The sequence below is a fragment of the Herbiconiux liukaitaii genome (assembly GCF_041927495.1).
Classification (GTDB): Bacteria; Actinomycetota; Actinomycetes; order Actinomycetales; family Microbacteriaceae; genus Herbiconiux; species Herbiconiux liukaitaii.
In genome coordinates, this window is record NZ_JBHFHG010000007.1 from 56,843 (window position 1) to 82,534 (window position 25,692).

A 25,692-nucleotide genomic window follows, 5' to 3' on the forward strand; every position below is an offset into this window, starting at 1 on the left:
CTACTGGACGGTCAGCAGGAAGTCGGCCACCGCGTCGCGGCGCTCGGCCGAGGCCTCGGGGTCGATGATCCAGCCCCCGAGCTCGTCGAGCGGCAGGGCGTCCGCAGGCGCAACCACGTCGGAGCGGGTGGGGTAGTCGCCGGCCACGTAGAACGGTTCGAAGCCCGGGCCGCCCGTCTCGGAGTCGTCGCCCATCATGTAGTCGATCAGGAGGCGCGCGGCGGCCGGGTGCTCAGCGTTCGCCGTGACCCCGAGCATGGCGGGGAACACGATGCCGGGCGAGGGGACCGTGCCTGCCGAGACCTGCAGGGCCCACCCCTCGTCCTCGTTGTCGCGACGATCGGAGTAGGAGGTGAAGCCCACGGGCGGCTCGGCCTGGCCGAGCGCACCGATGGCGGCGTTCACGGTGTCGGTGTCGTCGACCAGAACGGCGTCGTTGGCGTAGAGATCGGCCACGAACTGCAGTCCGGCATCCTCCACACCCTCATCGAGCTCCAGCGGGGAGCCCGTGTGCTCCTCGTAGGCATCGGCCATCTCCTCCGAACGGAGGGACATCTCGGTGACGAGGTCGAGGTAGTCGCCGCGCACGTTCGGGTCGACGAGCACGACCTTGCCGGCCCACTCCGGCTCGGTGAGCTGCCAGAGGTTCGAGATGGGCGAGCCGTCGGGGTACGCCTCCTCGTTGTACATGAGGACCTTGGTGGAGAGACGGTTGGCCACGAGCGGGGTCTGGTACTCGGCGGGCAGGGCGTCTGCCACGCGGGGCGGCAGCCAATTCTCGAGCACACCATCTGCGAGCAGCTCGGAGACCACGACGGGCGCGTCGGAGACGTAGGCGACGTCGGCCGTCGTGCTGCCGGCGGCGTGCTCGGTGGCCAGACGGGTGATGAGCTCGGTGGAGGAGACATCGGTGGAGACCACGTCGATGCCGGGATACTCGGCCTCGAACGACTCCTCGACGCTGGCGATGCGGCTGGTGAAGGCATAGACCGAGACCTCGCCCTCCTCGGTGGCCAGCTCGACGAGTTCGTCATGGCTGAGGGCGGAGAAGTCGACGGCGTCTCTCTCCGCTTCGGCGGGGGCGCTGCACGAGGCGAGCACAGCGGCGAGGGGCAGGGCCGCGAGAGCGGCGAGGGGGCGGATGCGGGCGCGGTTCGGCATGGGTGTCTCCTGGTTCGATTCGGGTCGGGTCGGGTCGGGTCGGGCAGGCTGGTGGTGCGGGTGGTGTGCGTGTCGGGTCGGGCGGGACAGAAGGGATCGGGCCGGCGGCGGGTCAGGCCTCGAACGACTCGAGCACGGCACCGAGGCGGTCGAGAGCACGCACCGCCTCATCCGGAGCGTCTCGCGCGATCGTGAGCACGAGGGCGTTCGCGATCGCCATGGGCACCGTGAGCGAGAGATAGGAGTCGGTGGCACCGCGGGGAGCGGCGATGATGGCTCCGGGCCGGGGAGACATCGACAGCAGGCTGTCGGTGATCAGCACGCTGTGCGCACCTGCCGTCTCGGCGACGCTCAGCAGAGGAGCGAGGGTGGAGGGCGCACGCCGGAAGGCGAAGGTGAGCAGCAGGTCGTCGGCTCCGAGAGCGGTGACCGCCTCGGCGATGTCGCGGCGCGAACCCACGAGGCGCACCGAGCGGATGCCGAAGCGCTGCAGACGGCGGCCGAGCAGGTCGACCAGGACGGTGGCGTTGCCCTGACCGTGCAGGAACACCGTGCGGGCCGACACCACCCGGCGGGCCAGATCGTCGAGTTCGGCTTGGGTGACGTGCTGGGTGAGGGCGCGGAGCACCTGGACCTCGTCGTCGACGAAGGAGCGCAGCACCTCCTCGTGCGGGTGCTGGTCGAGGCGGCCCTGCAGTCGCTGGGAGGGCCCGTCGCCGGCGAGGTAGTCCTGGCGGAGCGCATCCCGCAGTTGCGGGTACCCGGCGAAGCCGAGGCGCTGCGCCAGCCGGGTGGCCGCCGACTGGTGCAGGCCCAGCGGCGAGGTGAGGTCGTTGGCGTACCAGAACGCCGCCTCGGCGGGCTGCGCCTGGAGCACCGCCACGAGGCGGCGGTCGGTTTCGGTGAGCTTGTGGCCCCTGCTCTTGACGAGGTCGGTGATGAACACGATCAGGACGCTAAGCGCAATTCCACTTGCAGTGGGTGCAAGTGGTGCACCTTCACGTGCCGTTCACGAAACGGTCATCGGGAGGGCACGTCGGCAGCTCTCAGACGGGCTCGCCGGGGTGGGCGGAGGCGACCGCCTCCGCCTCGAGGCGCTCGAGGTGGAGGACGATGCCGGCGCGTTTCGGGGAGCGCGGCGGGAGGAGGCGGAGGGCCGTGGTCCAGACCTCGGCGTCGTCGTGGGCGTCGTCGGTGGCGGCGTAGTCGAGGAGCACGTCGACGGCCGCGTCGCCGAGCATGGCCTCGCGGAGGCGGGACCGCAGCTCGGCGCGGATGCGTTCGATGCCGGGCGACTCCGACCCTGGGAGCAGGGGGCCGCGGTAGGCGGCGAGGGCGACCCGGTGCGCGCCGCGGTCGAGGAGGGAGGTGACGTGGTGGGCGTCGAGCTCGAGGGGGGCCGTGAGGCGGTAGGGGCGCGACTCGATGCCGAGGGTCGCGGCGGCGGCGCGAGCGAGGATGCGGCGGAGGCGGACGATCTCGGCGCGGAGGGTGACCGTGGCCGAGTCGTCGCCGTAGACGAGCTCGGCGAGGCGGGCGGCCGAGAGGCCCTCGCGGTGCCAGGCGAGCAGGGTGACGATCTCGGAGTGGCGGAGGCTCAGCTCGAGCGGGCCGGCGGCGGTCGGTGTGGCCAGAGCTCCCGTGTCGCGGCCGAGCACGTGCATCGAGACCGCGCGGGGGCGCATCCGCTGGGTGGGAGCGGAGCCTGGGGCCACGCCGGGAGCCTTGCCGGGGGCGAGACGCGGAGCGAAACCGGCCACGGACATCCGCTCGCCCGGAGCCGGGTGGTCGCGGAGGGCTCGCAGCCGGAGCACCATGAGCTCCGCCTCGGCCGCGGCCGCCGTGGCCTCGACGAGCGGGAGGGTGTGGGGGTCGACGGCCCGCGCATCCCCTGTGATGTCGATGACGCCGATGATGCGGCGGGTCTCCGGGTCGTGCACGGGTACCGCCGTGCAGCTCCAGCCGTGCACGAGGCGGTTGAAGTGCTCGGAGTCGTGGATCTGGATGCCGTGGTCGAGCTCGAGGGCCGTGCCGGGGGCCGAGGTGCCCACCTGGCGCTCCGCCCAGCCCGCGCCCTCGACGAACCGCATCTGCTCGGCGGCGCGCTTGGCGGCCGCGTCTCCCTCGACCCAGAGCAGTCGACCCATCTCGTCGCCGACGGCCACGAGCAGGCCGGAGCCCTCGGCATCCCGCACCAGGAGCTTGCGGATGACGGGGAGCACCCGATCGAGCGGATGCGCGCGGCGGAACTCGGCGAGCACGTCTTCGCCCACTTCGAGGTCGGGCAGCAGGTGCTCTGGGTCGAGGGCGTGGCGTTTGGCGCGTTCCCACGACTCGCTCACGACCCGGCGGGGGCTGCGACGCTCGCGGGCACCGGGCAGGGCGAGCCAGGGGCTGCTCATCTGGACCGCCAATCGTCGTCGATCGAGGGGTGTGGTGCGTGGGGCCGTTCGCTGCGCGGCCCTCACCGCTGGGGGCGGGTCGCGTGTCGCCGGCTCCGGCGTCGCCTCCAGTATCGCTCGCGTGCGCGGGAGAAGCCAGAGGCGGCGGTCACCGCAGCGCGATGGCCTGCAGGCGCTCCCCGGCCGCCGCGCCGCGCGAGGGCACGAGGAGCACCCCGTCGGCATCGGCGAGACCCCGGAGCATGGCGGACCCCTGCCACTCGCTCGGCTCGGCCACCACACTCGGCCCCGCCGCCCCGGTCGGCGCGGTCGGCGCGGGGGACGTGGTCGGATGCGTGAGGCGGTAGGGGCGGAGAGAGAGCTGGGCTCGGTGGGGGGCGAGGTCGACGGCGGTGGTCACCTCGATGAGCTCGGGGAGGTCGCGGCCCTGCCATCCGGCGAGCAGCGGATGCACGAGTGCGTGAAGGGTGAGGAGGGCTGCGAGGGGGTTGCCGGGGAGCGCCGCGACGAGCACGCCGGTGGGGAGGCGGGCGAGCAGGGCGGGGGCGCCCGGGCGCACGGCGATGCCGTCGACGAGCAGCTCGGCCCCGAGGGCGAGCAGGGCGGCGCGGACGTGATCCGATCCGGAGCCGCCCGTGCCGCCGGTCGTCACCACGAGGTCGACGGGCCTCGGCTCGGTGGCGGTGGAAGTGGCGGGGCCGGTGGCGGCCGTGCCCGAGGCGGTGAGGCTGGTGGCGGCCGTGCGGGGAGCGGACAGGGTGGGGTGGGTGAGGGCGGCGAGGGTGGAGGGGAGGTCGTCGGGGACGCGCTGGGGGGTGGAGACGTCGGCGCCCTGCGCTGCGAGGATCGGCGGCAGGGTGAGGGAGAAGCTGTCGCGCACGCGACCGGGGGCGGGGATGCCGCTCGTGACGACCTCGTCGCCCGTGAGGAGGAGGGAGACGCGGGGACGCGGCGCGAGCGGCAGCGCGTCGTGACCGGCCGCCGCTGCCAGAGCGAGGTGCACGGGGGTGAGCACGGTCCGAGCGGCGATGACCGTCTCGCCGAGGTGGGCCTCGGTGGCGGGAGGGCGGATGTGGCGGCCCTGGCGCAGCTCGCTCGGCGGCGCGTCGGCGCTGAGCGCGAGGAGGACCTCGCCGTCGCCACCTTCGCCACTCGCGGTGAACACGCCGGCACGATCGCCGTCGCCGGCGCCGGCGCCACCTTTGCCACTCGCGGTGAGCTCGCCGAACTCGCTGCGGAGGACGGACCACGTGCCCGAGGGGACCACTCCCCCGGTCACGATCGGGACGGCCGTGCTCGAGTGCTCCGATGGGGCGGGCGAAGCTCCGGTGAGGCGCCAGGGCGGAGCGCCGGAGACCGCCCATCCGTCCATGGCCGACGAGGCGTAGTGGGGGATGTCGCAGAGTGCGGCGACCGGCGCCGCGACCACCCGGGCGAGGGCCGTCTCGAGCGGGGTGACCTCGGCGCCGCGGTCCGAGGTGGCACGCGCCTGCGCACCGGCGGCCTGGGCGATCCGCCTGGCTGCGAACCAGTCGACCGGGCCGGCTCCACCGGGGCCGGAACCGAGGCCGGCGACACCGGGGCCGTCGACACCAGGGCCAGCACCGGGGCCGGCGACGGGTGGATCGGCGGGGGCGGACGGGGCGGGAACAGTCACTCGGTCATTCCTGGCGCGCGGGACGGTCGGTCGCGGCTGGCTCGAGGTGCTCGGTCGAAGTGGGGTCGAGGTCGGGGGTGGTGGACGGATCGGAGCGCTCGGTCGCGATGGGGTCGGACGGATCGGGGTGCTCGGTCGCGGTGGGGTCGGACGGATCGGGGTGCTCGGTCGCGGGCTGGTCGGTCGCGGCGGGGTCGAATGGGACTGTTGGGGGGATGTCGGCGGCGGCATCGCGCTCGGCCGCTGCGGTGGCGGCGAGGCGGGTGGCGGTGTCGATGGCTGCGGCGAGGGCGGCTGCCGGGTCGGATCCCGTTGCCGCGGCGTGGCCCGCTGCGAAGCCGACGACGTAGGTGGTGAGGGGTGCAGCCGGTCGCCGTACCGAGTGGGCCGCGGCTCCGGCGAGCGCGAGGAGGGCGTCGACGTCGATGGTGAAACCCTCGAGGCGCAGCTCGGCGGCCACCCGGGCGGCCCAGGCGGCGAGTTCGAGGGACTGGTCGTCGGCGGCTGTCATCGGTGCTCCTTCGGGTGCGGGGCGGAGAGATGGGAGGCGGAATCGGAGACGACGGAATCGGGGACGTCGGAATCGGGGACGGCGCCGAGTGCTTCGGCGTCTGTCCAGGTGTCCACGTCGGCGGTGGAGCCGGGGGGCACGATGACCTCGGTGACCGCGAACGGGGCGACGAGGATGCGGACCGCCAGGCCGCTCAGGGTTCCGGCGACACGGTGGGCTGCAACGCATTCGCTGAGCAGGCCTGCGTCGTAGACCGCGAGCAACAGTTGCCGTGCACCGCTGGGGTCGACCGCGGCGGCGCACCACCCGCGCGCACGGGTCGCCGCGATCCGCTCGGCCTCGACGAGCACCGGCCCGACCGCACCGCCGGCCGCCGGGACATCGCACGCCAGCACCAGCACGGCCCGGCCACCCGTATCCGCATCCGCATCCGCATCCGCGTATCGGCTGTCCCCGAGATCGGTATCAGGAGGATCGAGCGCCGCGAGGCCGGCGCCGATGCCCGCCGCCGGGCCGCCGAAGGGAGGATCCTCGCGCACGGTCCCCATCGCGGAAGTCGAGAGGGGAGACGCAGGCGGTGGGAGGTCGACGGGCGGGCCCACCACCACGATGCGGCGGGCGCCTGCCTCACGAGCGGCGTCGACCGCGATGTCGACGAGGCGGCGGCCGTCGACTTGCAGCAGGGCCTTGGGCGATCCGCCGAGCCGCGTCGACCGGCCCCCGGCGAGGACGATCGCGTCGAGTTGCACGCCTCAACCCTACGACTCCCCCGCCGCCCACCCACGCTCCCGAGTCGCGGCAAACTGTCGTCAAAACCCCCGAGAACGGCCGAATGACGACACGAAGGCGCGACTCAGCGGAGGTGGGAGGGGTGGGGGCGCGGGTGGGCGAGGGCGCTCGGCGGGAAGAGGTGGCGGAATGCGGGGGCGAGGTAGGCGCGGGCGCGGGACGGTGGGGGTGCGGGATGGCGGGGCGGAACGCGCGCGGGATGGCGGGGCGGAACGCGCGCGGGATGACGGGGCGTTAGGCGCGCGGGGAGGAGGGTGCTCGGCGCGGCGCGGCGCGGGAGTGGGGGTGGGGGTGGCGCGGGGTGGGCGGGATGAGGGGGCGCGAGGTGGGCAGGATGAGGGGGCGCGGGGTGGGCGGGATGAGGGGGTGCTCGGCGCGGTGGGGTTGGGGTGCTCAGGTGCGGGTGCTATGCCTGGGGGATGGGACGGATCACGGCACGGCGGCGGGTCAGCCGCATCACGGTGGGCTCGGCGCCTCGGCGGAGGGAGGACGTGCTCGCCGTGGAGGAGCCCCTGGAGATCAGGGTGGGCGGGCGTTCGCTCGCCATCACGATGCGCTCGCCCGGCGCTCCGGGAGAGGACTTCGACCTCGCGGCGGGCTTCCTCGTGTCGGAGGGCGTGATCGCGCACGGGGACGACTTCGCCGCGGCCCGCTACTGCGCGGGAGCCACCGACGAGGGCCTCAACACCTACAACGTGCTCGACGTGACGCTCGCACCCGGGGTGCCCGCCCCCGATCCGTCGCTCGAGCGCAACTTCTACACCACCAGCAGCTGCGGCCTCTGCGGCAAGGCGAGCATCGACGCCGTGCGCACCCTCTCGCACTACGAGGTGGCGGGCGACGACCTCGTGCTCGACCCCGCCCTGCTCGTGACCTTCCCCGAGCGACTGCGCGAGAAGCAGGACGTGTTCGAGAAGACAGGGGGGCTGCACGCCGCCGCCCTCTTCGACGGTCGCACCGGCGAACTGCTCGTGCTGCGCGAGGACGTGGGCCGGCACAACGCCGTCGACAAGGTGGTGGGCTGGGCCGTGAAGGAGAACCGGCTGCCGCTCCGCGGAACGGTGCTCATGGTCTCCGGGCGCGCGAGCTTCGAGCTCACGCAGAAGGCCTCGATGGCCGGCATCCCGATGCTCGCGGCCGTCTCGGCGCCGTCGTCGCTCGCCGCCGAGCTCGCCACCGAGCTCGGGATGACGCTCGTCGGCTTCCTGCGCGGCGACTCGATGGTCGTCTACTCCGGCGCAGAGCGGATCGCAGCACCCAGCGCAGAGCGGATCGCGGCACCCGGCGCAGACCCGACCGCAGAGCCCAGCGCGGAGCCGACCCCAGAGCCCACCACCACCGCCACCCCCGCACCCCACCTCGACCACGCACCCCAAGGAGCACGGGCATGACCCCCAAGCCGCCGAAGCCGCCCATCGACGACTTCACCGACGCTCTGCTCCACGTGACCTCCCCCGGCGAGGCCGCCGCCGGCATCCCGGGCGTGCTGCACTCCATGGGCCCCGCCCTCGCCGATCTCGGCCCCGTGCGCACCCTCAAGCTCCTCACTGCCATGAACCAGAAGGACGGCTTCGACTGCATGAGCTGCGCGTGGCCGGATCCCGACCACCGCAAGAAGCTCGAGTTCTGCGAGAACGGCGCGAAGGCCGTGATCTGGGAGGCGACTCCCCTCACCATCCCCTCCACGTTCTGGAGCGCGCACTCCGTCGAGCAGCTCGCCGGCAGGAGCGAGTACTGGCTCGGCCAGCAGGGCCGCCTCACCGAGCCCGTCTACAAGCCCGCCGGCGAGGACCACTACCGCCCGGTGAGCTGGGACGACGCCTTCAGGATCGCGGCCGAGGCCCTCAACGACCTCGACTCCCCCGACGAGGCGGCCTTCTACACGAGCGGTCGCGCCTCCAACGAGGCCGCGTTCCTCTACCAGCTCTTCGTGCGCGCCTTCGGCACCAACAACCTGCCCGACTGCTCCAACATGTGCCATGAGTCCACCGGATCGGCGCTCGTGGAGACCATCGGCATCGGCAAATCGACCGTCTCGTACGACGACTTCGAGCAGGCCGAGCTCATCATCGTGATGGGTCAGAACCCCGGCACGAACCACCCGCGCATGCTCACCGCCCTCGAGGACGCGAAGCGCAACGGCGCCACCGTGGTGACCGTGAATCCGCTGCCCGAGGCGGGGCTGCACCGCTACAAGAACCCGCAGACCGTGCGCGGCACGATCGGCAAGGGCACCGCTCTGGCCGACCAGTTCCTGCAGATCCGCCTCGGGGGCGACATGGCGCTGCTGCAGGCGCTCTCGAAGCGAGTGCTCGCGGCTGAGGCCGAGAGGCCGGGCACCGTGCTCGACCACGCGTTCCTCACCGAGCACTGCGTGGGCCTCGATGAGCTCACCGCGCACCTCGCGGCTCTCGACGACGACGCCGTGCAAGAGGCCACGGGCCTCACGAGCGAGGCCATCGACGAGCTGGCCGAGCACTACCTGAGCTCCGACCGCGTCATCATCACGTGGGCCATGGGCGTGACCCAGCACAAGAAGGCCGTCGACACGATCAAGGAGATCGTGAACCTGCTGCTGCTCCGCGGCAACATCGGCAAGCCGGGCGCCGGAGCCTCGCCCATCCGCGGTCACAGCAACGTGCAGGGCGATCGCACGATGGGCATCTGGGAGCGCATGCCGGAGTCGTTCCTCGCCGCCCTTGAGCGCGAGTTCGACTTCCCGGTGCCGCGCAAGGTCGGTGTCGACTCGGTCGACGGCATCCGCGCGCTGCAGCGGGGCGAGATCAAGGCGTGGTTCTCGCTCGGCGGCAACTTCGTGGGGGCGATCTCCGACACCGCGGCCGCCGAGGCGGCCATGCGCGGCACCAAGTTGACGGTGCAGATCTCGACCAAGCTCAACCGCTCGCACGCCGTCACGGGCGAGGCGGCGCTCATCCTGCCCACCCTTGGCCGCACCGAGATCGACCTGCAGCAGACAGGCACGCAGTTCGTGACCGTGGAGGACTCGGTGTGCGCGGTGCACGCCTCGCACGGGCGCATCCCGCCGGTGGCCGAGGGCCTGCTCTCGGAGATCGCGATCATCGCCCGCCTCGCCGAGGCGACGCTCGGTGCTGCCCGTGAGGCCGGGCGCGACGCCCCGCGGATCGACTGGGCCGCCTTCGAGCACGACTACGACCTCATCCGCACCCACATCGCGAACGTCGTGCCCGGATGCGACGACTACAACGAGAAGGTGCGCCGCCGCGACGGCTTCGTGCTGCCGAACGGCCCGCGCGACGCCCGCCGCTTCGACACGGCCGTGGGCAAGGCCCTGCTCACGGTGAACGAGCTCGAGCCCGTGGTGCGCCCTCCCGGTCGCCTGCTGCTGCAGACGCTGCGCTCGCACGACCAGTTCAACACCACGATCTACAGCCTCAACGACCGCTACCGCGGCATCAAGAAGGGCCGCAGGGTCATCTTCGTGAACCCCGACGACCTGGCCGAGCTCGGGCTCGACGACGAGCAGCTCGTCGACGTGTTCAGTGAGTGGCCGGGGCAGCCGGATCGCGAGATGCGCGCGCTCAGGGTGGTCTCGTATCCGACGGCCCGCGGATGCGCCGCCGCCTACTTCCCCGAGGCCAACGTGCTCGTGCCGCTCGACTCGACGGCCGACCGCAGCAACACGCCCGTGTCGAAGGCGATCGTGGTGCGGCTCGAGCCGGCGGTGGAGCCCGCGGTGGCGCCGGTGGTGTGAGCGGCGTCCGAGCGGCGGTCTGAGCGGCGCCGCTGGCGCTCAGCTGCTGCTCGGCGCCACCCTCAGCTCGTTGGTGACGGCGAGCGCCTCCTCGCACAGCTCGGCGAACCCGAGCACCCGCAGGTCGTGCGCCCACGGGCCCACGATCTGCAGGCCGACGGGAAGTCGCCCGGCCCGCAGGTGGCTCGGGATGGTGACCGCCGGCTGCCCGGTGATGTTGAAGGGGTAGGTGTACGGGGTCCAGGTGATCCACGGCAGTTCGGCGTCGTGCTCGCCGCCTTCGGGAACCTCGGCCTCGGCCGCGAACGCCGTGATGGGCATCGTGGGGGTGAGCACGAGGTCGAACTCGTCGAAGATGCCGAAGAAGGCCGCGTTGAAGGCGCGTCGCTGCTGCAGCGCCCCCAGGAAGTCGGGCAGCGAGTACCCGGCGGCGAGTCCGTCGGGGCCACCGAGGCGGGCGAGTCCCGGATCCATGATGTCGCCGTGCTCGCGGATGAGGGCGTCGAAGCCGATCCCCCTGCCCGTGACCCACAGCGCCTCGAAGATGCGCCTCGGCAGCTCGGCGGGCAGCTCGAACTCGGTGAACTCGGCGAGGCCGGCCGCACGGAGGAGCGCGAGCGAGGCGTCGAACACCTCACCGACCTCGTCGGAGGGCGCGATGCCGAAGGGCTCCCGCACGACCGCCACGCGGAGGACATGCCCCGTCGCGCTCCCGGCAGGAACGGGTGCCGAGAAGGACGACTGCGGATCCCGCGCATCCGGCCCTCTCGTGAGCTCGAACATGGCCCGAGCATCCGCCACGGTGCGGGCCAGCGGCCCCGCATGCGAGAGGTTCTCGTTCACCGTGCCCGGCCACACGGGGATGGCGCCGAGCGTGGGCTTGAAGCCGACCACACCGCAGAAGGCGGCCGGGATGCGCACCGAGCCTCCCGCATCCGTGCCCGTGGCGAGCGGCACGGCGCCCGAGGCCACGGTGGCGCCCGATCCGGCGCTCGAGCCGCCCGTGTTGCGGGTCGGATCCCACGGGTTGCGGCTGATGCCCGTGCGCGGCGAGATGCCCGTGCCCTTCCAGCCGAACTCCGGTGTGGTGGTGCGGCCGATGATCACGGCGCCCGCCGCGAGGAGCCGCGCGGTCATGGGCGACGAGGTCGTGGCGATGGTGTCAGGGCTCGTGAGGGATCCCTTGCCGAGGGGCTCGCCCTCGATGTACAGGTTGTCCTTCGAGGCGATGGGCACGCCGTGCAGCCGGCTGCGCACACGGCCGTCACGTGCCTCGGCCTCGCGCTCGGCAGCCTCGGCGAGGGCGCGCTCGGGCATGAAGGCGGCGTAGGCGTTGATGCGGGGCTCGTGCTCGCGGGCGATCTCGAGGGCGCACTCGGCGAGCTGCACGGGCGAGAGCTCGCCCCGGGCGATCCGCTCGCCGAGGAGGAGCGCGCTCGAGGCCTGGTACTCCTCGACGCCGAGGTCGGTGAAGGTGCCGGTGCCGGTCACGCCTCGACCGCCTCTGCGGGAGCGGTGGTGGCCTGGGGTGCCACCGGGGCGGCGACCTCGGGGCCCCGTGCGGCCCGATCCGCCCACACCGCACCGAAGCGCTCGATCCACTCGGCGGGCACCGAGGTCGAGATCTTGACGAACCGCTCGCCGTGGAGTGGCGACTGGTAGGTGCCGGGGCGGATGAACACACCCTCCTCGAGCAGCGACTCGCACAGCGCATCCGCCGTCCAGCCCGAGTCGCCGAGGTCGACGGCGAGGAAGTTGCCCTGCGAGGGCGACACCACCACGGTGCCCAGGCCGCTCGACGCCACGATCTGCTCCACGCGCTCGAGGTTGCCGCGGTTCACCGCCCGCAGGTTCGCCAGCCACGGCCCCTTCACCCTGAGGCCGGCGAGCGCCGCCCGCTGGCCCTGGATGCTCGCACCGAGCGGATTGGCGGGCACCGCGGTGAGGGAGGCGAGCAGCGAGGGATCGGCCACGATCGCGCCGACGCGGAGGCCCGCGAGCCCGAGCCACTTCGAGAAGCTGTAGGTGCTGAAGGTGCCCTCGGGGTAGAGCTCGGCCGCGAGGGAGTGGCCGTCGGCGAAGTGCCGATAGGTGCAGTCGTGGATGATGGTCGAGCCCGTCTCGCGGGCGAGGTCGACGATCGCCTGCAGCTCGTCGCGCGTGTAGCTCGAGCCGAGCGGGTTGAGCGGGTCGATCAGGTAGAGCAGCGACTGCGGCTGGATGACCTCGGCGATCTGCGCGGCCTGCATGAGGTGGGTGGGTTCGTCGTAGACGGGGAGCACGCGGATCGGCACTCCCGAGAGCGAGACGAAGCGCGCCGGCCACGGCCATCCCGGATCGCTCACGATGATCTGCGAGAGCCGGGGCGCGAGGGCGGTGCAGATGTGGTGGAGGCCGCCGACGGCGCCGTCGGTGATCCAGGCGTCGAGCGGGAGATCGGAGTCCGGGCCGCGCAGGTCGTCCACGATGCGCTCGCGCAGCTCCTGGAAGCCGCCGGCGGGGGCGTAGACGTTGAACTCGTGCTTGGCGGTGCTCTGCTCGAGCGCCGCGACCACCTCGGGGGCCGGTGGCAGGTGCGTGGTGTTCTGGCCCATCCACACGATGTCGTCGCGGTCGAGGAGCGCCTCGAACGAGGGCGCCGCCGCGCTCTTCGCGGGGAGGGTAGGAGCCTGGCCTGTCATGGTGCGTCCTGTTCTCTGGTTCTGGAGGTCTCGGGGCTCTGGGTCTCTAGTCCACGAGCTCGCCCGCGACGATGCGGGGAACGCCGTCGAGGTACACGGTGGCGTCGCGCATGACGCAGTCGAGGTGGGCGGGGGCCGCCACGGTGCCGCCGTAGGCGATCGAGTTACCGAACGCGATGTGCGCCGATCCCTTGGTGGACTCGGTCTCCATGGGCACGCCGCACACCGAGCCGTTGGGATTGAGGCCCACGGCGACCTCGGCGAGGTTGGTCATGCGGGGATCGGCGACCCGGCCGATCATCTCGGTGAGGCGCTCGGCCTCGGTGCCCCGCAGATCGGCACCGTTGAGCCCGATCAGCTCGCCCGCGCGGATCTCGAGGGTGACGGGCGACGTGACGGGACCCTTGCCCATGAAGAGGAAGTCTCCGTCGATCACGACCACGCCGTTCGAGGAGCCCTCCACCGGCGCGGTGCCCGACTCGACGTCCGGCGGCGCCATGTAGTCACCGGCGTTGCGCGCCACACCCGTGAGCGCCCTACCCTTCCGGCCCTTCACGGAACCGCGCAGATCCGTGCCGCCCGGGGTGGTGATGCGGTACTCGGACGCCGCCTCCCAGGCTCGGGCGAGGGCCGTGGTGGTGTCGACGAGGGAGTCGAAGTCGACGTCGAGCGGACCGCCGAGACGGAAGGTGTCGGCCACGACGGCGGGCATCGCGAGGTAGCGGCGGCCGGCGGCGGTGGCGCGCTGCCTGGCGAGGCTCGAGCCGATGAAGGCGCTCGTGAGCTCGATGCCGGCGTCGGCGGCCAGCAGGGCCTCCGCCACGGAGGCGGGCGGCTCGGTGCCCGGCACCACGAAGGTGGGCACGTCGACGACGATCGGCACGGCACGCCGCTCGGCGAGACCCGCGGCGAGCGCCGCGACGACGACCGCATCCGTGCCCCCGTCGCGGAGCAGCACCACGCGCTCCCCCGCGGCGACGCCGAGGCAGGTGTCGAGCACCCTCGCCACGGTCGCCTCGGGGATGACGAACGGCGCCGGCTGCGGCCGGGGGACGAACGGGATCACGTGCGGCTCACGATGTCGGCGTATGCCTCGATGGTGGCGAAACGGCTCTCGACGGTGCCACCGATGGGGAACACCGTCATGGAGTCGATGCCGAGGCCCTCGAGAGTGGCGATGTGCTCGCGCACCGTGGCCTCGCCGCCCGCGAGCGCCATGCGGTGGACGAACTCGTCCGGCAGCAGCTTGGCGGCCTCCTCGGCCTCCTGGAACTCGCCTCCCGCATAGAGCCCGCGCACCTTCTCGATGAGCTCCTTCGAGAGCCCGGCGAGCTCGCAGTACATCGGCGCGGTCTGCGGGAACCAGGCGGCGATGGTGCGGGCCGAGGCGAGGGCGGCCTCCTCGTCGTCGGAGATCTGGCCGTAGGCGAAGACCGAGATCTGCGGCCGCTCCGAGCGGCCCGCCATGTCGACGCCGCGGTCGATGTGCTCGAGCGCGTAGGTGAGGCCGTCGGGGTGCAATCCCGCGAGCAGGATGACGCCGTCGGCGACCCGCCCCGCGAGCTCGAGCGTCTTCGGGCCCGAGGCGGAGATGTAGACCGGGATGTCGGGGCGCGCCGGCGGGAACCGCATGTGCGCGTCATCGAGCTCGAAGCCGCGTGCCTGCCAGGTGACGCTGTCGCCCGTCCAGAGCCGCCTCGCGGCCTCGATCGAGTCCTCGAGCAGCGCGAGCTTGGCGGGCTTGTAGCCGAGGGCCTCGAGCGGGCGGTCCCCCGCGCCGATGCCGTAGATGGCACGGCCCTTCGAGATCTCGTCGATCGTCGAGATCGCGACCGCTCCGAGGGCCGGATGCCGCGTGACCGGGTTGGTCACCGCGGTGCCGAGCGTCATCCGCTCTGTACGGAGCGCGGCGATGGTGAGGTACGAGTACGAGTAGCGGGAGTGCAGCGACGAGTCGGTGAGCCAGAGCTCGTCGAGACCCCACTCCTCGGACTTCTGCACGATGTCGCCGAAGACCTCGGGGTCGTAGGCCGGCTGGAGGGCGACGCCTGAGCGCATGGTGGACTCCTTCGGGTCAGTCTTGGAGCAGAGCGTAGGCGGCGAAGGCGGCGTAGACCTTCGTGGCCTCCACGATGTCCTCGATCGACAGGTGCTCGTCGGGGCAGTAGACGGGCTCGCCGCCGGGGCCGAAGATGATGGTGGGAATGCGGTCGCCGAAGCTCGCCGTGTCGCCGAGCCAGCCGGCCACCTGCAGCTCGGGCTCTGCGCTGCGGCCGGTGCCGGTGGTGCCTTCTGCCCGCACCGAACGCACCGCGCGCACCATGAGCTCGGTCACCTCGGCCTCGGGGCGGGCGAGGTAGCCCGACTTCACGTCAGCCAGCACGACTTCGGCCTCGAAGCGCGGCTCGCGCTCCTTCGCCTTGGCGAGGCAGCGCTCGATCTCGTCGCGCACCTCCTCGAGGCTCACACCGGGCTGCGGGCGGCAGTCCACGCGGATGACGCACTCGTCGGGGATCATCGACGGGCCTCCCGGCGGCAGACCCCCGTAGACACGGCCCGGCGCCATGAAGGTCTCGCTGCCGAAGAGGCTCGAGACCCAGCTCTCGAGCTGAGGCTCGAGCTTGGAGGCGTCGAGCTCGATGATGGCGTGCGCCGCGAGCATGTTGGCGTTGACCGCGAGCGGCTTGTGGCAGGTGTGGGCCGAGATGCCGCGCACGATGATGTCGTAGTAGTAGCGGCCGCGGTGCCCGAGGAAGATCTCGTTGTCGCTCAGCTCACCGAGCACGCAGTAGTCGGCGTCGTACTCCTCGAAGTACTTGATGGAACCGAGCTGGTCGCCCATGTGGTCGCTCACGGCGGCCATCGCGAGCCGTCCGGCGATCGGGAGGCCCTCGGCCGCGGCGGAGCGCACCGCCTCGAGGGCGACGATCTGGCAGACCAGAGCCGCCTTCATGTCCATGATGCCGTGGCCGTAGACGGCGCCGTCGATGATGTCGCCGGAGAACGGCTCCGTGAGCGTCCAGCCGTGCGAGACGGGCTTGGTGTCCATGTGGCCCGTCATGACGACCGTCTTGCCCGGCCCGAAGTCGAGGTGACCGATGGCGTTGGGGCGATCGGGCAGCACGGGCTGGGCCCTGGCGTCGTCGAAGCCGGACTCCGCCATCACCGTCACGAGGTAGTCCGCGAGCGGGCCCTCCTCCCCCAGGATGCTCGGGATGCGGCACACGTCCTGCACCAGCCGGACCACACGGTCGACATCGATGTGGGCCGCGACGATTGCTGCGACGTCAAGGTCGCTCCTGGCGAGGTCGGTCATCCGACGCCCCCTCTCTGATTAGATCTGATGTATTAGATCTTATCTGGGGGCCTGCCCGCTTCACGCCGATCGCGAGTCGATCACGTAAACAGCTTGTTACGGAGCGGAGAGCTCGCGGACCGAGCCGATGTGCTCGCGCATGACCGCCGCCGCGCCGGCCGGGTCACCCGCCTCGATGGCCGACACGATCTCGCGGTGGAACTGCAGCGAGTCGCGGAAGCGCTCCACGCTCGCGCCCATCTTGCCGATGCGCTTGAGGTGCACGCTCAACCGGTCGAAGACATCCGAGAGCAGCTTGTTGTGCAGCATGCCGAAGAGGATGTCGTCGAAGGCGTCGAGCCCGGCGGCCGCGCGATCCTCGTCGTGGGCCTCGAGCGCGAGGGCCGTCTCCTCGATGTTGGCGGTGAGGGCGGCGATGACGGCGGCATCCCTCGTGGAGGCGGCTCGGCGCACGCACTCGGTCTCGAGGATGCCGCGGGCGTCGAAGAGCTCTCGCACATCCTCCTCGGTGTAGCGACGCACGCGCGCACCCCGATACGGCACGATCTCCACGAGCCCATCGCGCTCGAGGCGCACGAGGGCCTCGCGGATGGGGGTCTTGCTCACGCCGAACATCGCCGAGAGCGCGACCTCGCGGAGCGACTCGCCCGGCGCGAAGGTGAGGTCGACGATGCGGTCGCGGATGCGCAGGTAGACGACATCCTTGACCTGGACGGGCTCGAGCGCGTCTCGGGCGGGCACGGTGGTCACAGCCATATCGTATCTCAGATCTTTTCTCTCTCCCGGGGCTGCGTTAACACCATGTAACGACTCGCGGAGGCGACGACTCACGCGAGCCCGCTGCGTTTAGGGTGAAATGAGATATCAGATCTTTTATGAGCAGGAGTCCTTCATGTCGGCACCGAGCGACGTCATCCTCCCCGAGGTCCGCAGCTTCCTCGACCGCGAGCACGGCCTCATCATCGGGGCCGAGCAGCGACCCGCGAGCGACGGCGCCAGGATCACGGTCCACGACCCCGCCACGGGCAGCGAACTGACCACCGTGGCGTCGGGGACCGCCGCCGACGTCGACGCCGCCGTGGCCGCCGCCCGGGCGGCCCTGCCCGTCTGGAACGGCCTCGCTCCCGCCGAGCGCGCGAACCTGCTGTGGAAGCTGGGTGAGGAGATCGAGCGACGGGCCGCCGAGTTCGGCCAGCTCGAGACGCTCGACAACGGCAAGCCGACAGGCGAGTCCACCGTGCTCGACGTGCCGCTCGCCGGATCCCTCTTCAAGTACTACGCCGGCTGGGCCACGAAGATCGAGGGATCGACGATCGCGCCCTCGTCGGGCATGAACTTCCACGTCTACACGCGGCGGGAGCCCGTGGGTGTGGTGGGTGCGATCATCCCCTGGAACTTCCCACTGCTCATGTGCGGCTACAAGCTCGGGCCCGCCCTGGCGGCCGGCAACACCCTCGTACTGAAGCCCGCCGAGCAGACCCCGCTCTCGGCGCTGCGACTCGTCGAGCTCATGCTCGAGATCGGGTTCCCGCCCGGTGTGGTGAACGTCGTGACCGGTGATGGGCCCGGCGCCGGCGCCCCGCTCTCGCGGCACCTCGACGTCGACAAGATCACGTTCACGGGCGAGAACGCGACCGGCCGCAAGATCCTCGAGGCCTCGGGCGGCAACATGAAGCGGCTCTCGCTCGAGCTCGGCGGCAAGTCGCCCTCGCTCGTGTTCGGAGACGCCGACCTGGAGAAGGCGATCGAGGGCACCTTCGGGGCCGTCTACTTCAACCAGGGGCAGTGCTGCATCGCCGGCGCCCGGGTGTTCGTGCACGACTCGATCTACGACCGCTTCGTGGAGGGGCTCGCGGCGAGGGTCTCGGGGGTGCGGCTCGGCAACGGGCTCGACCCGGCCACCACGATGGGACCGCTCGTGAGCGAGGAGCAGCAGCAGCGGGTCGACTCGCTCATCGCCTCCGGCATCTCGCAAGGCGCCACCGCGGTGGTGGGCGGGGCGCCGGTCTCCTCCTCGGCGCAGGCCTCGTCGCTCGCCGGCGGTTACTTCGTGCAGCCGACCCTCTTCACCGATGTGAGGGCCGAGATGGACATCATGCGCAAGGAGATCTTCGGGCCCGTGGGCATGGTGGGCCGGTTCTCCACCGAGGAGGAGGCGCTCGCGCTCGGCAACGACACCGCGTTCGGCCTGGCCTCGGGCGTGTGGACCCGCGACGTGGCCAGGGCGCACCGCGTCTCGGCCGCCCTGCAGGCGGGCGTGGTGTGGGTGAACACGTACGGCATGTTCGACGTGGCCATCCCCTACGGCGGCTTCAAGGCGAGCGGTTACGGCAAGGAGCTCGGCGCCGAGGCGCTCGAGCCCTACCTGCAGACCAAGACGGTGTGGATCGACCTCGGCTGAGCGCGCGCCGTGTCAGGATGGTGCCCACACCATTCGACCCCACGGGAGCAGCATGTCTCTGACCGGCGACGAGCGCGTCTCGCCCCTGCAGGTGAAGGACCGGGTCTACGAGCGGTTACGTGAAGCGCTGATCGATCAGGTGTTCGCGCCGGGTGAGCCGCTCCGCGAGGCGACGCTCACCGAGATGTACGGCGTGAGCAAGACGCCGATCCGCGAGGCCCTCGTGCGCCTGCAGCAGGACGGACTGGTGGAGATCGCCGCCTACCGGGGCGCCAGGGCGTCGTCGTACAGCTCTGCCGACCTGGCCGAGATCTTCGAGGCGCGCGAGATCCTCGAGGTGGAGTGCGTGCGTCGGGCCGCTCTCGCCGACGGGCCCTCGACGGCCGAGCGTCTCGCGGGCACGGTGGCCTCCGCCGAGAGCGCCGTGGAGCGGGGCGAGATCGCCGAGGCCGCGGCGAGCCTCGACGACTTCGACGAGGTGCTGTTCGAGCAGCTGCAGAACAGCCTGCTCGACGAGATCCGCCAGCGCCTCAGCATGCACTTGCGGCGGGTGGGGCGGGTCAACCTCTCCGCCGACTCCATCGCGCGCTCCCTCACCGAGCACCGCGCGATCATCGAGGCGGTCGCAGCGCACGACGCGGATGCGGCCGAGGCCGCCCTGCGCGCCCACGTTCACTCCGTGCAGCGCCAGCAGGTAGAGGCCCTCGGCGTCTAGCCCCTCTTCTTCTCCTGACGGAAACGTCGGGGAAACACGGGCTCAGTAGCGTTTCAGATATCAGATCTGATTCGACGCTCGGGAGTCTCGATGTCCGGTAGTGGCAGGCCCTTCCACCTCGGCTTCTTCACGGCGTTCGCGCCCGATGAGTGGAACGGGCCGATGGCCTCGGGGGGCGGCGACTTCTGGACGGGCGACTTCTACGTCGACATCGCCCGCGATCTCGAGCGGGCGTGCTTCGACTTCCTGCTCATCGAGGATGCGATCGCCGTGCCCGACTCGTACGGGGGATCGCGCGACGTCTACCTCGAGCACGCCTTCGTGGCACCCAAGCACGATCCGGTACCGCTCACGGCGGTGATCGGCTCGCACACCCGCCACCTCGGTGTGGCCGCCACGATGTCGACCACGTGGAACCGGCCGTACTCGGTGGCGAGGCTCGCCTCCACGATCGACTCCCTCACCCGCGGCCGCTTCGGCTGGAACCTCGTGACCACGGCCGGCGCCGGCATCGCCGAGAACTTCGGTCTCGACGGCTATCCGGGGCACGACGAGCGCTACGCGATCGCCGACGAGACGGTGTCGATCGCGAAAGCGCTGTGGAACTCCTGGGCTCCGGATGCGGTCGTGCGCGATCACGAGACGGGCGTCTACGCCGACCCCTCGAAGGTGCACGAGATCAACTACCGGGGCGCGCACTTCTCCTCGCGCGGCCCCCTCAACACCGTGCGGTCGCCCCAGGGGCAGCCCGTGCTCATCCAGGCGGGCTCGTCGTCGGCCGGCCGCGATTTCGCGGCGAAGCACGCCGAGTGCATCGTGGCCACCGAGCGCGGACCCGAGGCGATGAGGGCGTTCCGCGACGACATCCGCCGCCGTCTCGTGCTCGCGGGCCGGGAGCCGGACAGCTGCAAGGTGATGTACCTGGTGACCCCGATCGTGGCCCGCACCGATGGGGAAGCGCGGGCGCTCTACGACTCGATCCTCGCCACAGAGCGCTCGCAGCTCGACATCCTCGCCCGCATGTCGGGGTGGACGGGCCACGACCTCTCGGTCTACGACCTCGACGCGCCGCTCCCCCGCATCCACACCGAGGGCAGCCAGGGGATCCTCGAGCGCCTGGCCCAGTGGGACAGCGGCAAGACGCTTCGGCAGTGCATCGTGGAGATGGGCTTCTCCTCCGACAGCGTCGACCTCATCGGCTCGGCCGAGACCGTCGCCGACGAGATGTGCGCGGTGATGGACGAGGTGGGCGGCGACGGCTACCTCATCGAGGCCCCCGGCTTCCAGCCCAGCCGCGCCTTCGTGCTGAGCATCACCGACGCCCTCGTGCCCGCCCTGCAGCGCCGCGCCCGCGTGCGCACCGCCTACACGGCCCCCACCTTCCGCGAGAACCTCCTCGCCTTCTGACCCGCCCAGCCCCGCCCCTTCCCGCCCGACGGCACTATAGTGACCATTGCTCACTATCAGATCGGGAGGGCCGCGATGGCCGACGCAACCCATTCGCACGAGGTACTCCACCGTGGCGACGGGGCCCAGGAGACCCTGCACCTCGTGCGGGATGAACACGGCAGGCCGTGCGCGCTCGTGGAGGCGCACGCCCACCCGGCCGGCGACTACTTCCACGATCCCGGATGCGGTGACTCCGGGTGGTACAGCTACAGCGTGCAGTGGTCGCGCTCGGGAACGGTCGTGACCGGCAGCCTGCGGTCCACCGATCTCGACGCCACGATCGCGGCGGTCGCCGCGTGGGAGTCGAGGGCCGCCTCGGCGGCGGGGTCGATCGTCACGGGTCTCACGGGAGGAGGCGCGGAGAGCACGCCGTTGGCGGGACTCGTGGCGGATCACCGGATCGCGCGCGAGCGAGCAGGCTTGGCATCGCGGGAGCTCGTCCGCTCCCGAGGCACGGCCAGGTGGAACGATGCGTGCCTTCGCGCACAGGCCTTCTTCGCCGAGCTGGCGACGCTGGAGGAGTCTCTTGCAACCGAACTCGAGCGGTCGGGCATCGCACACGGCCTCCCCGTCGGCCGGCCGGTCGGCGGGAACACCACCTTCTCGCGTGCCGCCGCCGAGGCCGAGGAGCACCTGTGCCGCGTGTCGGTGCTGGCAGCGGCCGTCGACGAGCTGAATCGCTCCGGTGTCGTCGTCGGGGTACCCCCCGGGTTGCTGTCGCGAGTGGCCTCGACGCTCGGCGTGCCCGTCGCTCGGGTCCGAGCGCTCTGGCCGAGCTCCGAGATCATGGAAGCCGACGTGCTGCTGCACCTGGCCAAAGACGGCCTGGGCACGAAGGCCGACGACGAGAACCTGATCGACGCCTGGAACCTCGTGGCCCGGCAGAGCGAGCGCCTTCGCGACCCGGCAGAGCGGCGCGCGGTGCTCGACGAGCTGATCCAGCTGCTCACGGTGGAGTCCTTCTCCGAGCTCACGGGGTCGATGGAGTGGCGCAATTACGTGGCGTGCACCACCTCCGCGAGCTCCTCGCCGCAGCTGGCCGAATCGCTCCGCACCGAGATGTCCGCGGCGGAGGAGGCCTTCGCGACGCGGATGGGCGAGTTCTACCGCAACATCCTGCCGCTCGTGGGCTTTCGGCTGCGGTCGTCGCTCCGTGACGACCATCGAGCTTTCGGTGTGCTGCTCGTGGCCGCCCTGGAGGGTCTCGGCGTGGTGCGCCACAGCCTGCACACGGTGTGGGGCGCCGCCTACGGCAGTCCCTCCTGCCCCACCCCCATCGCCTCACTCGCCGTCGACGCGCTCGTCGACGCCCTGCTCGAACCGGATCCGGAGTTCGACTGCGAGGCGGCCATCCTGCGCCTCACGGAGGGCCTCGTGCTCGACCTCCAGTCGCAGTAGCGCTCAGCGGATCAGGCTGCAGGGTGGTTGCCAGGCAGCCCGGTCACCAGGCGGCGGGGGTGTAGTCCTTGAGGAAGACGCCGAAGAGGTCTTCGCCTGATTCGCCGCGCACGATGGGGTCGTAGACGCGGGCCGCGCCGTCGACGAGGTCGAGGGGCGCGTGGAAGCCCTCCTCGGCCAGGCGCACCTTCGTGGGGTGCGGGCGCTCGTCGGTGATCCAGCCCGTGTCGACGCTCGTCATGAGGATGCGGTCGGTCTCGAACATCTCGCGCGAGCTCGTGCGGGTGAGCATGTTGACCGCGGCCTTGGCCATGTTGGTGTGCGGGTGGCCGGGGCCCTTGTAGCCGCGCGCGAAGACGCCCTCCATGGCGCTCACGTTCACGACGTAGCGGCGGGGAGCCTCGCTCGCGGCGAGCGCCGGCCGCAGACGCGAGATGAGGATGAACGGCGCCGTCGTGTTGGCGAGCTGCACCTCGAGCATCTCGAGCGGATCGACCTCGTCGACGCGCTGGGTCCACGAGTTGACGTCGTGCAGATCGGGCACGAGGCCGCCGGCGTCGATGGCCGTGCCCGCCGCGAGACGCTCGAGCGAGCTCGAACCGGGGGCGAGGGCCTGCGCGGTGAGTTCGTCGGCCGCCGTGGCCGCGGTGGCGGCCGCCGCAAGGATCGGGTGCGCGCTCACCGACCGGGCGAGGGACTGCGGATGCTGGTCGTTGGTGTGGCCGAAGGTCACGAGCTCGGGCAGCGGACCGTCGGGCAGCGGCGCGAACTCCGCGTCGACGAGCGGCTGGTAGGCGCCCGGCGATCGCCGCACGGTCTGGGTGGCGTTGTTGATGAGGATGTCGAGAGGGCCTGCCGCGACCACCTCGTCGGCGAGCCCGATGACCTGGGCGGGGTCGCGCAGATCGATGCCCACGATCTTGAGCCGGCCGATCCACTCCGCCGAGTCGGGCAGGCTGCTGAACCGGCGCACGGCGTCACGCGGGAAGCGCGTGGTGATGGTGGTGTGGGCGCCGTCGCGCAGCAGCCGCAAGGCGATGTGCATGCCGATCTTGGCGCGGCCCCCGGTGAGCAGCGCATGACGACCGGTGAGATCGGTGCGGGCCTCGCGCTTGGCATGGCTGAGGGCAGCGCACGAGGGGCAGAGCTGGTGGTAGAACGCGTCGACGAGCGTGTAGGGCTGCTTGCAGATGTAGCACTTGCGGGCCTTGAGCAGGGTGCCGGCCGTCGCAGCGGTGGTGGCAGTGCCATCGGTGACCGCGCCGGCGGCCCTGAGCGGCACCCCGCGGGTCTCGTCGTCGATCCGGTCCGGCGCCCCGGTGGCCGTGGCCGCCACGACGCCCCGATCGGCCTCGGCGATCGCCTGCCTGATCTCGCGCCGCCGCTTGTGCTTGACGGCCTTGAACATGTGCGCCGTGGCATGGCGCATGGTCACGAAGTCGGGGTGCTCCTCGTCGAGCTCCACCATCTGCCGCAGCACCCGCAGCGCGACCTCGAGCTCCCCACGATCGATGCGGGGCCCGAAAGCGTCAGAGGCGTCGGAGCCAGCAGAGGCATCGGTGTCGTCGAAGGTCACACGAGATTCTACGCCGCAGCGACTCTGCCGAACCCGCCCTTCACGAGCATGGGCATGATCTCCTCGCCGAGGGCCGCGAGGTCGTCCTTGAAGTCGGGCATGATGAACACCGCTCCGTCGACGTCGGCGTGCTCGATCATGTCGGCCAGCTGCTCCGCGATCGACTCGGTGGAGCCCGCCACGGTGCCTGTCGAGATGGCGGTCGACGACGCCCAGTTCTCGTTGTCCGGGTTGTAGGCCGTGGGGTCGTGCTGCACGGCCCCCCACTCCCGCGCCATGTTCGTGATGGCCACGAGATCGCGCCCGGCGTTGTAGTGGTCGATGCGCCGCTGCGCATCCGCATCCGTGTCGCCGGGGATGATCATGAAGACGCAGTAGGTCTTGAGCTTGTCGCCGTTGGCCTGCGAGATGCTGCGCGCCCGCTGCCCGATGGAGATGACGGAGTCGCGCGAGGTGCCCTCGAAGAGCACGCCGTCGAGGTTCTTGGCCACGAAGGCGAGCCCGGTGTCGGAGGTCGCGGCGCAGATCATCTGCGGGATGCCGCCCACGGGCTTCGGGTCGCTCTGGCAGTCCTCGAGGGTGAAGAACTCGCCGTCGTAGTCGACCGACGCCGAGGTCCAGAGCGCCTTGACGATCTCGACCCACTCCCCCGCCCTGCGGTACTTCGCGGCATTGTCGAGGTCGAGCCCCAACCCCATCTGCTTCTCCGACATGCGGTTGCCGCCCGCCACGATGTTGAGTCCGGTGCGCCCGTTCGAGATCTCGGACTGCGTGGCCACCATCTTGGCCGCCACCGCCGGGTGCAGGAGCGCCGTGTTGACGGTCGACCACACACCGATGTCGGTCGTGGCCTGGGCCAGCCCCGCGCTCGTCACGAGCGACTCGAGGTTGACGTCGAAGTGCTTCGACACCCCGCCGTACCCGCGCCAGACCGCCTGCGAGAGCGTGAAGTCGAAGCCGAAGCGCTCGGAGTCGCGCGCGACCTCGAGGTTGTAGCGGTAGCTGCCGTCGAGCTCGGGGATGTTGCCCGAGGGGATCCAGCCCCCGGAGCCGACGGGCATGAAGATGCCGTACTCGATGTCCTTCATGAGCGGGGGGCTCCATTCTGCTGGGCGAACGCCTTGCGGGACTCCTCGTGGAGCACCTCGATGAGCTGCTCCTCGTAGGCGATGAACTCGGGCGAGGTCGTGACGGAGAGGTCGCGCGGGCGCGGCAGGTCGATCTCGAGCTCGAGCCGCACCGAGGCGGGTCGCGCGGTGAGCACGATCACGCGGTCGGAGAGGTAGACGGCCTCGCGGATGTCGTGCGTGATGAGCACGGCCGTCCAGGAGTACTCCGACCACACCCCCTGCAGCCAGTTCTGCATCTCGATGCGGGTGAGCGAGTCGAGGGCGCCGAACGGCTCGTCGAGCAGCAGGATCTCGCGCCCTTGCACGACGGTGCGCAGCAGAGCGGCCCGCTGCTTCATGCCTCCGGAGAGCTCATACGGATGCGCGTTCTCGTACCCGGCCAGACCGAAGGTGTGGAAGAACGACTTCGACCGCTCGAGCGCCTTCTTCTTGGGCATGCCCTGCACCTCGAGGCCCAGCGCACCGTTCTCCACGATCGTGCGCCACGGGAACAGCAGATCCTTCTGCGGCATGTAGGCGAAGTGCTCGCGCTGCCCCACCACGTCGGCGCCGTCGACGCGCACCTCACCGACATCCGGATCCTCGAGCCCCGCGATGATGTTGAACATCGTGCTCTTGCCGCAGCCCGAGGGGCCGATGACGGAGACGAACTCGCCCGGCTGCACCGAGAACGAGATGTCGTCGACCACGTGGCGGGTCTCGCCGCCGCCGAGGTCGAACTGCTTGTCGAGACCCACGATCTCGATCTTGGGGACGTGTGCGCCTGCACTCAT

The 25,692-nt window shown here is 71.3% G+C and carries 21 protein-coding genes; 6 read left to right on the plus strand and 15 right to left on the minus strand.

Going from position 1 to position 25,692, the window contains the following annotated elements:
• The 6 genes from ACEXQC_RS14670 to mobA form a co-directional block, all read right to left on the minus strand.
• Positions 1 to 1,161: an ABC transporter substrate-binding protein gene (locus ACEXQC_RS14670; RefSeq protein ID WP_374823831.1), complete on the minus strand. Its 1,161-nt coding sequence runs from the start codon at positions 1,159 to 1,161 to the stop codon at positions 1 to 3.
• 112 nt (positions 1,162 to 1,273) lie between these two features.
• Positions 1,274 to 2,107, minus strand: coding sequence for a MurR/RpiR family transcriptional regulator (locus tag ACEXQC_RS14675; protein ID WP_374823834.1), 834 nt, complete (start codon positions 2,105 to 2,107; stop codon positions 1,274 to 1,276).
• 100 nt (positions 2,108 to 2,207) lie between these two features.
• Positions 2,208 to 3,563 carry a GAF domain-containing protein gene (locus tag ACEXQC_RS14680; RefSeq protein WP_374823836.1) on the minus strand — a complete coding sequence of 452 codons (1,356 nt, stop codon included), beginning with the start codon at positions 3,561 to 3,563 and terminating at the stop codon, positions 2,208 to 2,210.
• Positions 3,564 to 3,711: 148 nt separating this feature from the next.
• The gene (locus ACEXQC_RS14685; RefSeq protein WP_374823839.1) at positions 3,712 to 5,220 is read right to left on the minus strand and encodes a molybdopterin-binding protein; all 1,509 of its coding nucleotides are present in this window, start codon (positions 5,218 to 5,220) and stop codon (positions 3,712 to 3,714) included.
• A 4-nt stretch (positions 5,221 to 5,224) separates the two neighbouring features.
• Positions 5,225 to 5,731 (minus strand): DUF6457 domain-containing protein, encoded by a 507-nt coding sequence (locus ACEXQC_RS14690; protein WP_374823841.1) that lies wholly within the window; start codon positions 5,729 to 5,731, stop codon positions 5,225 to 5,227.
• Positions 5,728 to 6,480, minus strand: coding sequence for a molybdenum cofactor guanylyltransferase (gene mobA / locus ACEXQC_RS14695; RefSeq protein WP_374823844.1), 753 nt, complete (start codon positions 6,478 to 6,480; stop codon positions 5,728 to 5,730). Before mobA ends, ACEXQC_RS14690 begins: the two co-directional genes overlap by 4 nt.
• 459 nt (positions 6,481 to 6,939) lie before the next feature.
• Here mobA and fdhD point away from each other — a divergent pair, with 459 nt between their 5' ends.
• Together fdhD and ACEXQC_RS14705 are read left to right on the plus strand one after the other, a co-directional pair.
• The gene (fdhD, locus tag ACEXQC_RS14700; protein WP_374823847.1) at positions 6,940 to 7,911 is read left to right on the plus strand and encodes a formate dehydrogenase accessory sulfurtransferase FdhD; all 972 of its coding nucleotides are present in this window, start codon (positions 6,940 to 6,942) and stop codon (positions 7,909 to 7,911) included.
• The gene (locus ACEXQC_RS14705) at positions 7,908 to 10,253 is read left to right on the plus strand and encodes an FdhF/YdeP family oxidoreductase (protein WP_374823850.1); all 2,346 of its coding nucleotides are present in this window, start codon (positions 7,908 to 7,910) and stop codon (positions 10,251 to 10,253) included. Before fdhD ends, ACEXQC_RS14705 begins: the two co-directional genes overlap by 4 nt.
• A gap of 39 nt (positions 10,254 to 10,292) precedes the next feature.
• On the opposite strand, the gene ACEXQC_RS14710 is transcribed toward ACEXQC_RS14705, so the two are convergent.
• The 6 genes from ACEXQC_RS14710 to ACEXQC_RS14735 form a co-directional block, all read right to left on the minus strand.
• Entirely contained in the window at positions 10,293 to 11,744 is a 1,452-nt protein-coding gene (locus ACEXQC_RS14710; protein WP_374823853.1) for an amidase, read from the minus strand.
• A complete protein-coding gene (locus tag ACEXQC_RS14715) occupies positions 11,741 to 12,934 on the minus strand; it encodes an aminotransferase class I/II-fold pyridoxal phosphate-dependent enzyme (protein ID WP_374823856.1) in 1,194 nt (397 codons plus the stop codon). Before ACEXQC_RS14715 ends, ACEXQC_RS14710 begins: the two co-directional genes overlap by 4 nt.
• Before the next feature lie 46 nt (positions 12,935 to 12,980).
• Positions 12,981 to 14,000 (minus strand): 2,5-dihydroxypyridine 5,6-dioxygenase NicX family protein, encoded by a 1,020-nt coding sequence (locus tag ACEXQC_RS14720; protein WP_374823859.1) that lies wholly within the window; start codon positions 13,998 to 14,000, stop codon positions 12,981 to 12,983.
• Positions 13,997 to 14,992, minus strand: coding sequence for an LLM class flavin-dependent oxidoreductase (locus ACEXQC_RS14725; RefSeq protein ID WP_374823862.1), 996 nt, complete (start codon positions 14,990 to 14,992; stop codon positions 13,997 to 13,999). The genes ACEXQC_RS14720 and ACEXQC_RS14725 overlap by 4 nt, the downstream gene beginning before the upstream one ends.
• Positions 14,993 to 15,008: 16 nt before the next feature.
• Positions 15,009 to 16,250 carry a M20 family metallopeptidase gene (locus ACEXQC_RS14730; protein WP_374823865.1) on the minus strand — a complete coding sequence of 414 codons (1,242 nt, stop codon included), beginning with the start codon at positions 16,248 to 16,250 and terminating at the stop codon, positions 15,009 to 15,011.
• Positions 16,251 to 16,346: 96 nt separating this feature from the next.
• A complete protein-coding gene (locus tag ACEXQC_RS14735; RefSeq protein ID WP_374823868.1) occupies positions 16,347 to 17,000 on the minus strand; it encodes a GntR family transcriptional regulator in 654 nt (217 codons plus the stop codon).
• Between the two features lie 142 nt (positions 17,001 to 17,142).
• On the opposite strand from ACEXQC_RS14735, the gene ACEXQC_RS14740 reads away from it, so the two are divergent.
• From ACEXQC_RS14740 to ACEXQC_RS14755, 4 genes are all read left to right on the plus strand, one after another.
• Positions 17,143 to 18,651: an aldehyde dehydrogenase family protein gene (locus ACEXQC_RS14740; RefSeq protein ID WP_374823871.1), complete on the plus strand. Its 1,509-nt coding sequence runs from the start codon at positions 17,143 to 17,145 to the stop codon at positions 18,649 to 18,651.
• 52 nt (positions 18,652 to 18,703) lie between these two features.
• Positions 18,704 to 19,366, plus strand: a complete 663-nt coding sequence (locus ACEXQC_RS14745) for a GntR family transcriptional regulator (RefSeq protein ID WP_374823874.1) — start codon at positions 18,704 to 18,706, stop codon at positions 19,364 to 19,366.
• Positions 19,367 to 19,456: 90 nt separating this feature from the next.
• Positions 19,457 to 20,773 (plus strand): NtaA/DmoA family FMN-dependent monooxygenase, encoded by a 1,317-nt coding sequence (locus ACEXQC_RS14750; RefSeq protein WP_374823877.1) that lies wholly within the window; start codon positions 19,457 to 19,459, stop codon positions 20,771 to 20,773.
• 75 nt (positions 20,774 to 20,848) lie between these two features.
• Entirely contained in the window at positions 20,849 to 22,213 is a 1,365-nt protein-coding gene (locus tag ACEXQC_RS14755; protein WP_374823880.1) for a hypothetical protein, read from the plus strand.
• A 43-nt stretch (positions 22,214 to 22,256) separates the two neighbouring features.
• Here the strand turns inward: ACEXQC_RS14755 and ACEXQC_RS14760 are convergent, their stop codons facing one another.
• From ACEXQC_RS14760 to ACEXQC_RS14770, 3 genes are all read right to left on the minus strand, one after another.
• Positions 22,257 to 23,726: an SDR family NAD(P)-dependent oxidoreductase gene (locus tag ACEXQC_RS14760; protein WP_374824866.1), complete on the minus strand. Its 1,470-nt coding sequence runs from the start codon at positions 23,724 to 23,726 to the stop codon at positions 22,257 to 22,259.
• 71 nt (positions 23,727 to 23,797) lie between these two features.
• Positions 23,798 to 24,877 (minus strand): LLM class flavin-dependent oxidoreductase, encoded by a 1,080-nt coding sequence (locus ACEXQC_RS14765; RefSeq protein WP_374823883.1) that lies wholly within the window; start codon positions 24,875 to 24,877, stop codon positions 23,798 to 23,800.
• Positions 24,874 to 25,692, minus strand: a complete 819-nt coding sequence (locus tag ACEXQC_RS14770; RefSeq protein WP_374823886.1) for an ABC transporter ATP-binding protein — start codon at positions 25,690 to 25,692, stop codon at positions 24,874 to 24,876. Before ACEXQC_RS14770 ends, ACEXQC_RS14765 begins: the two co-directional genes overlap by 4 nt.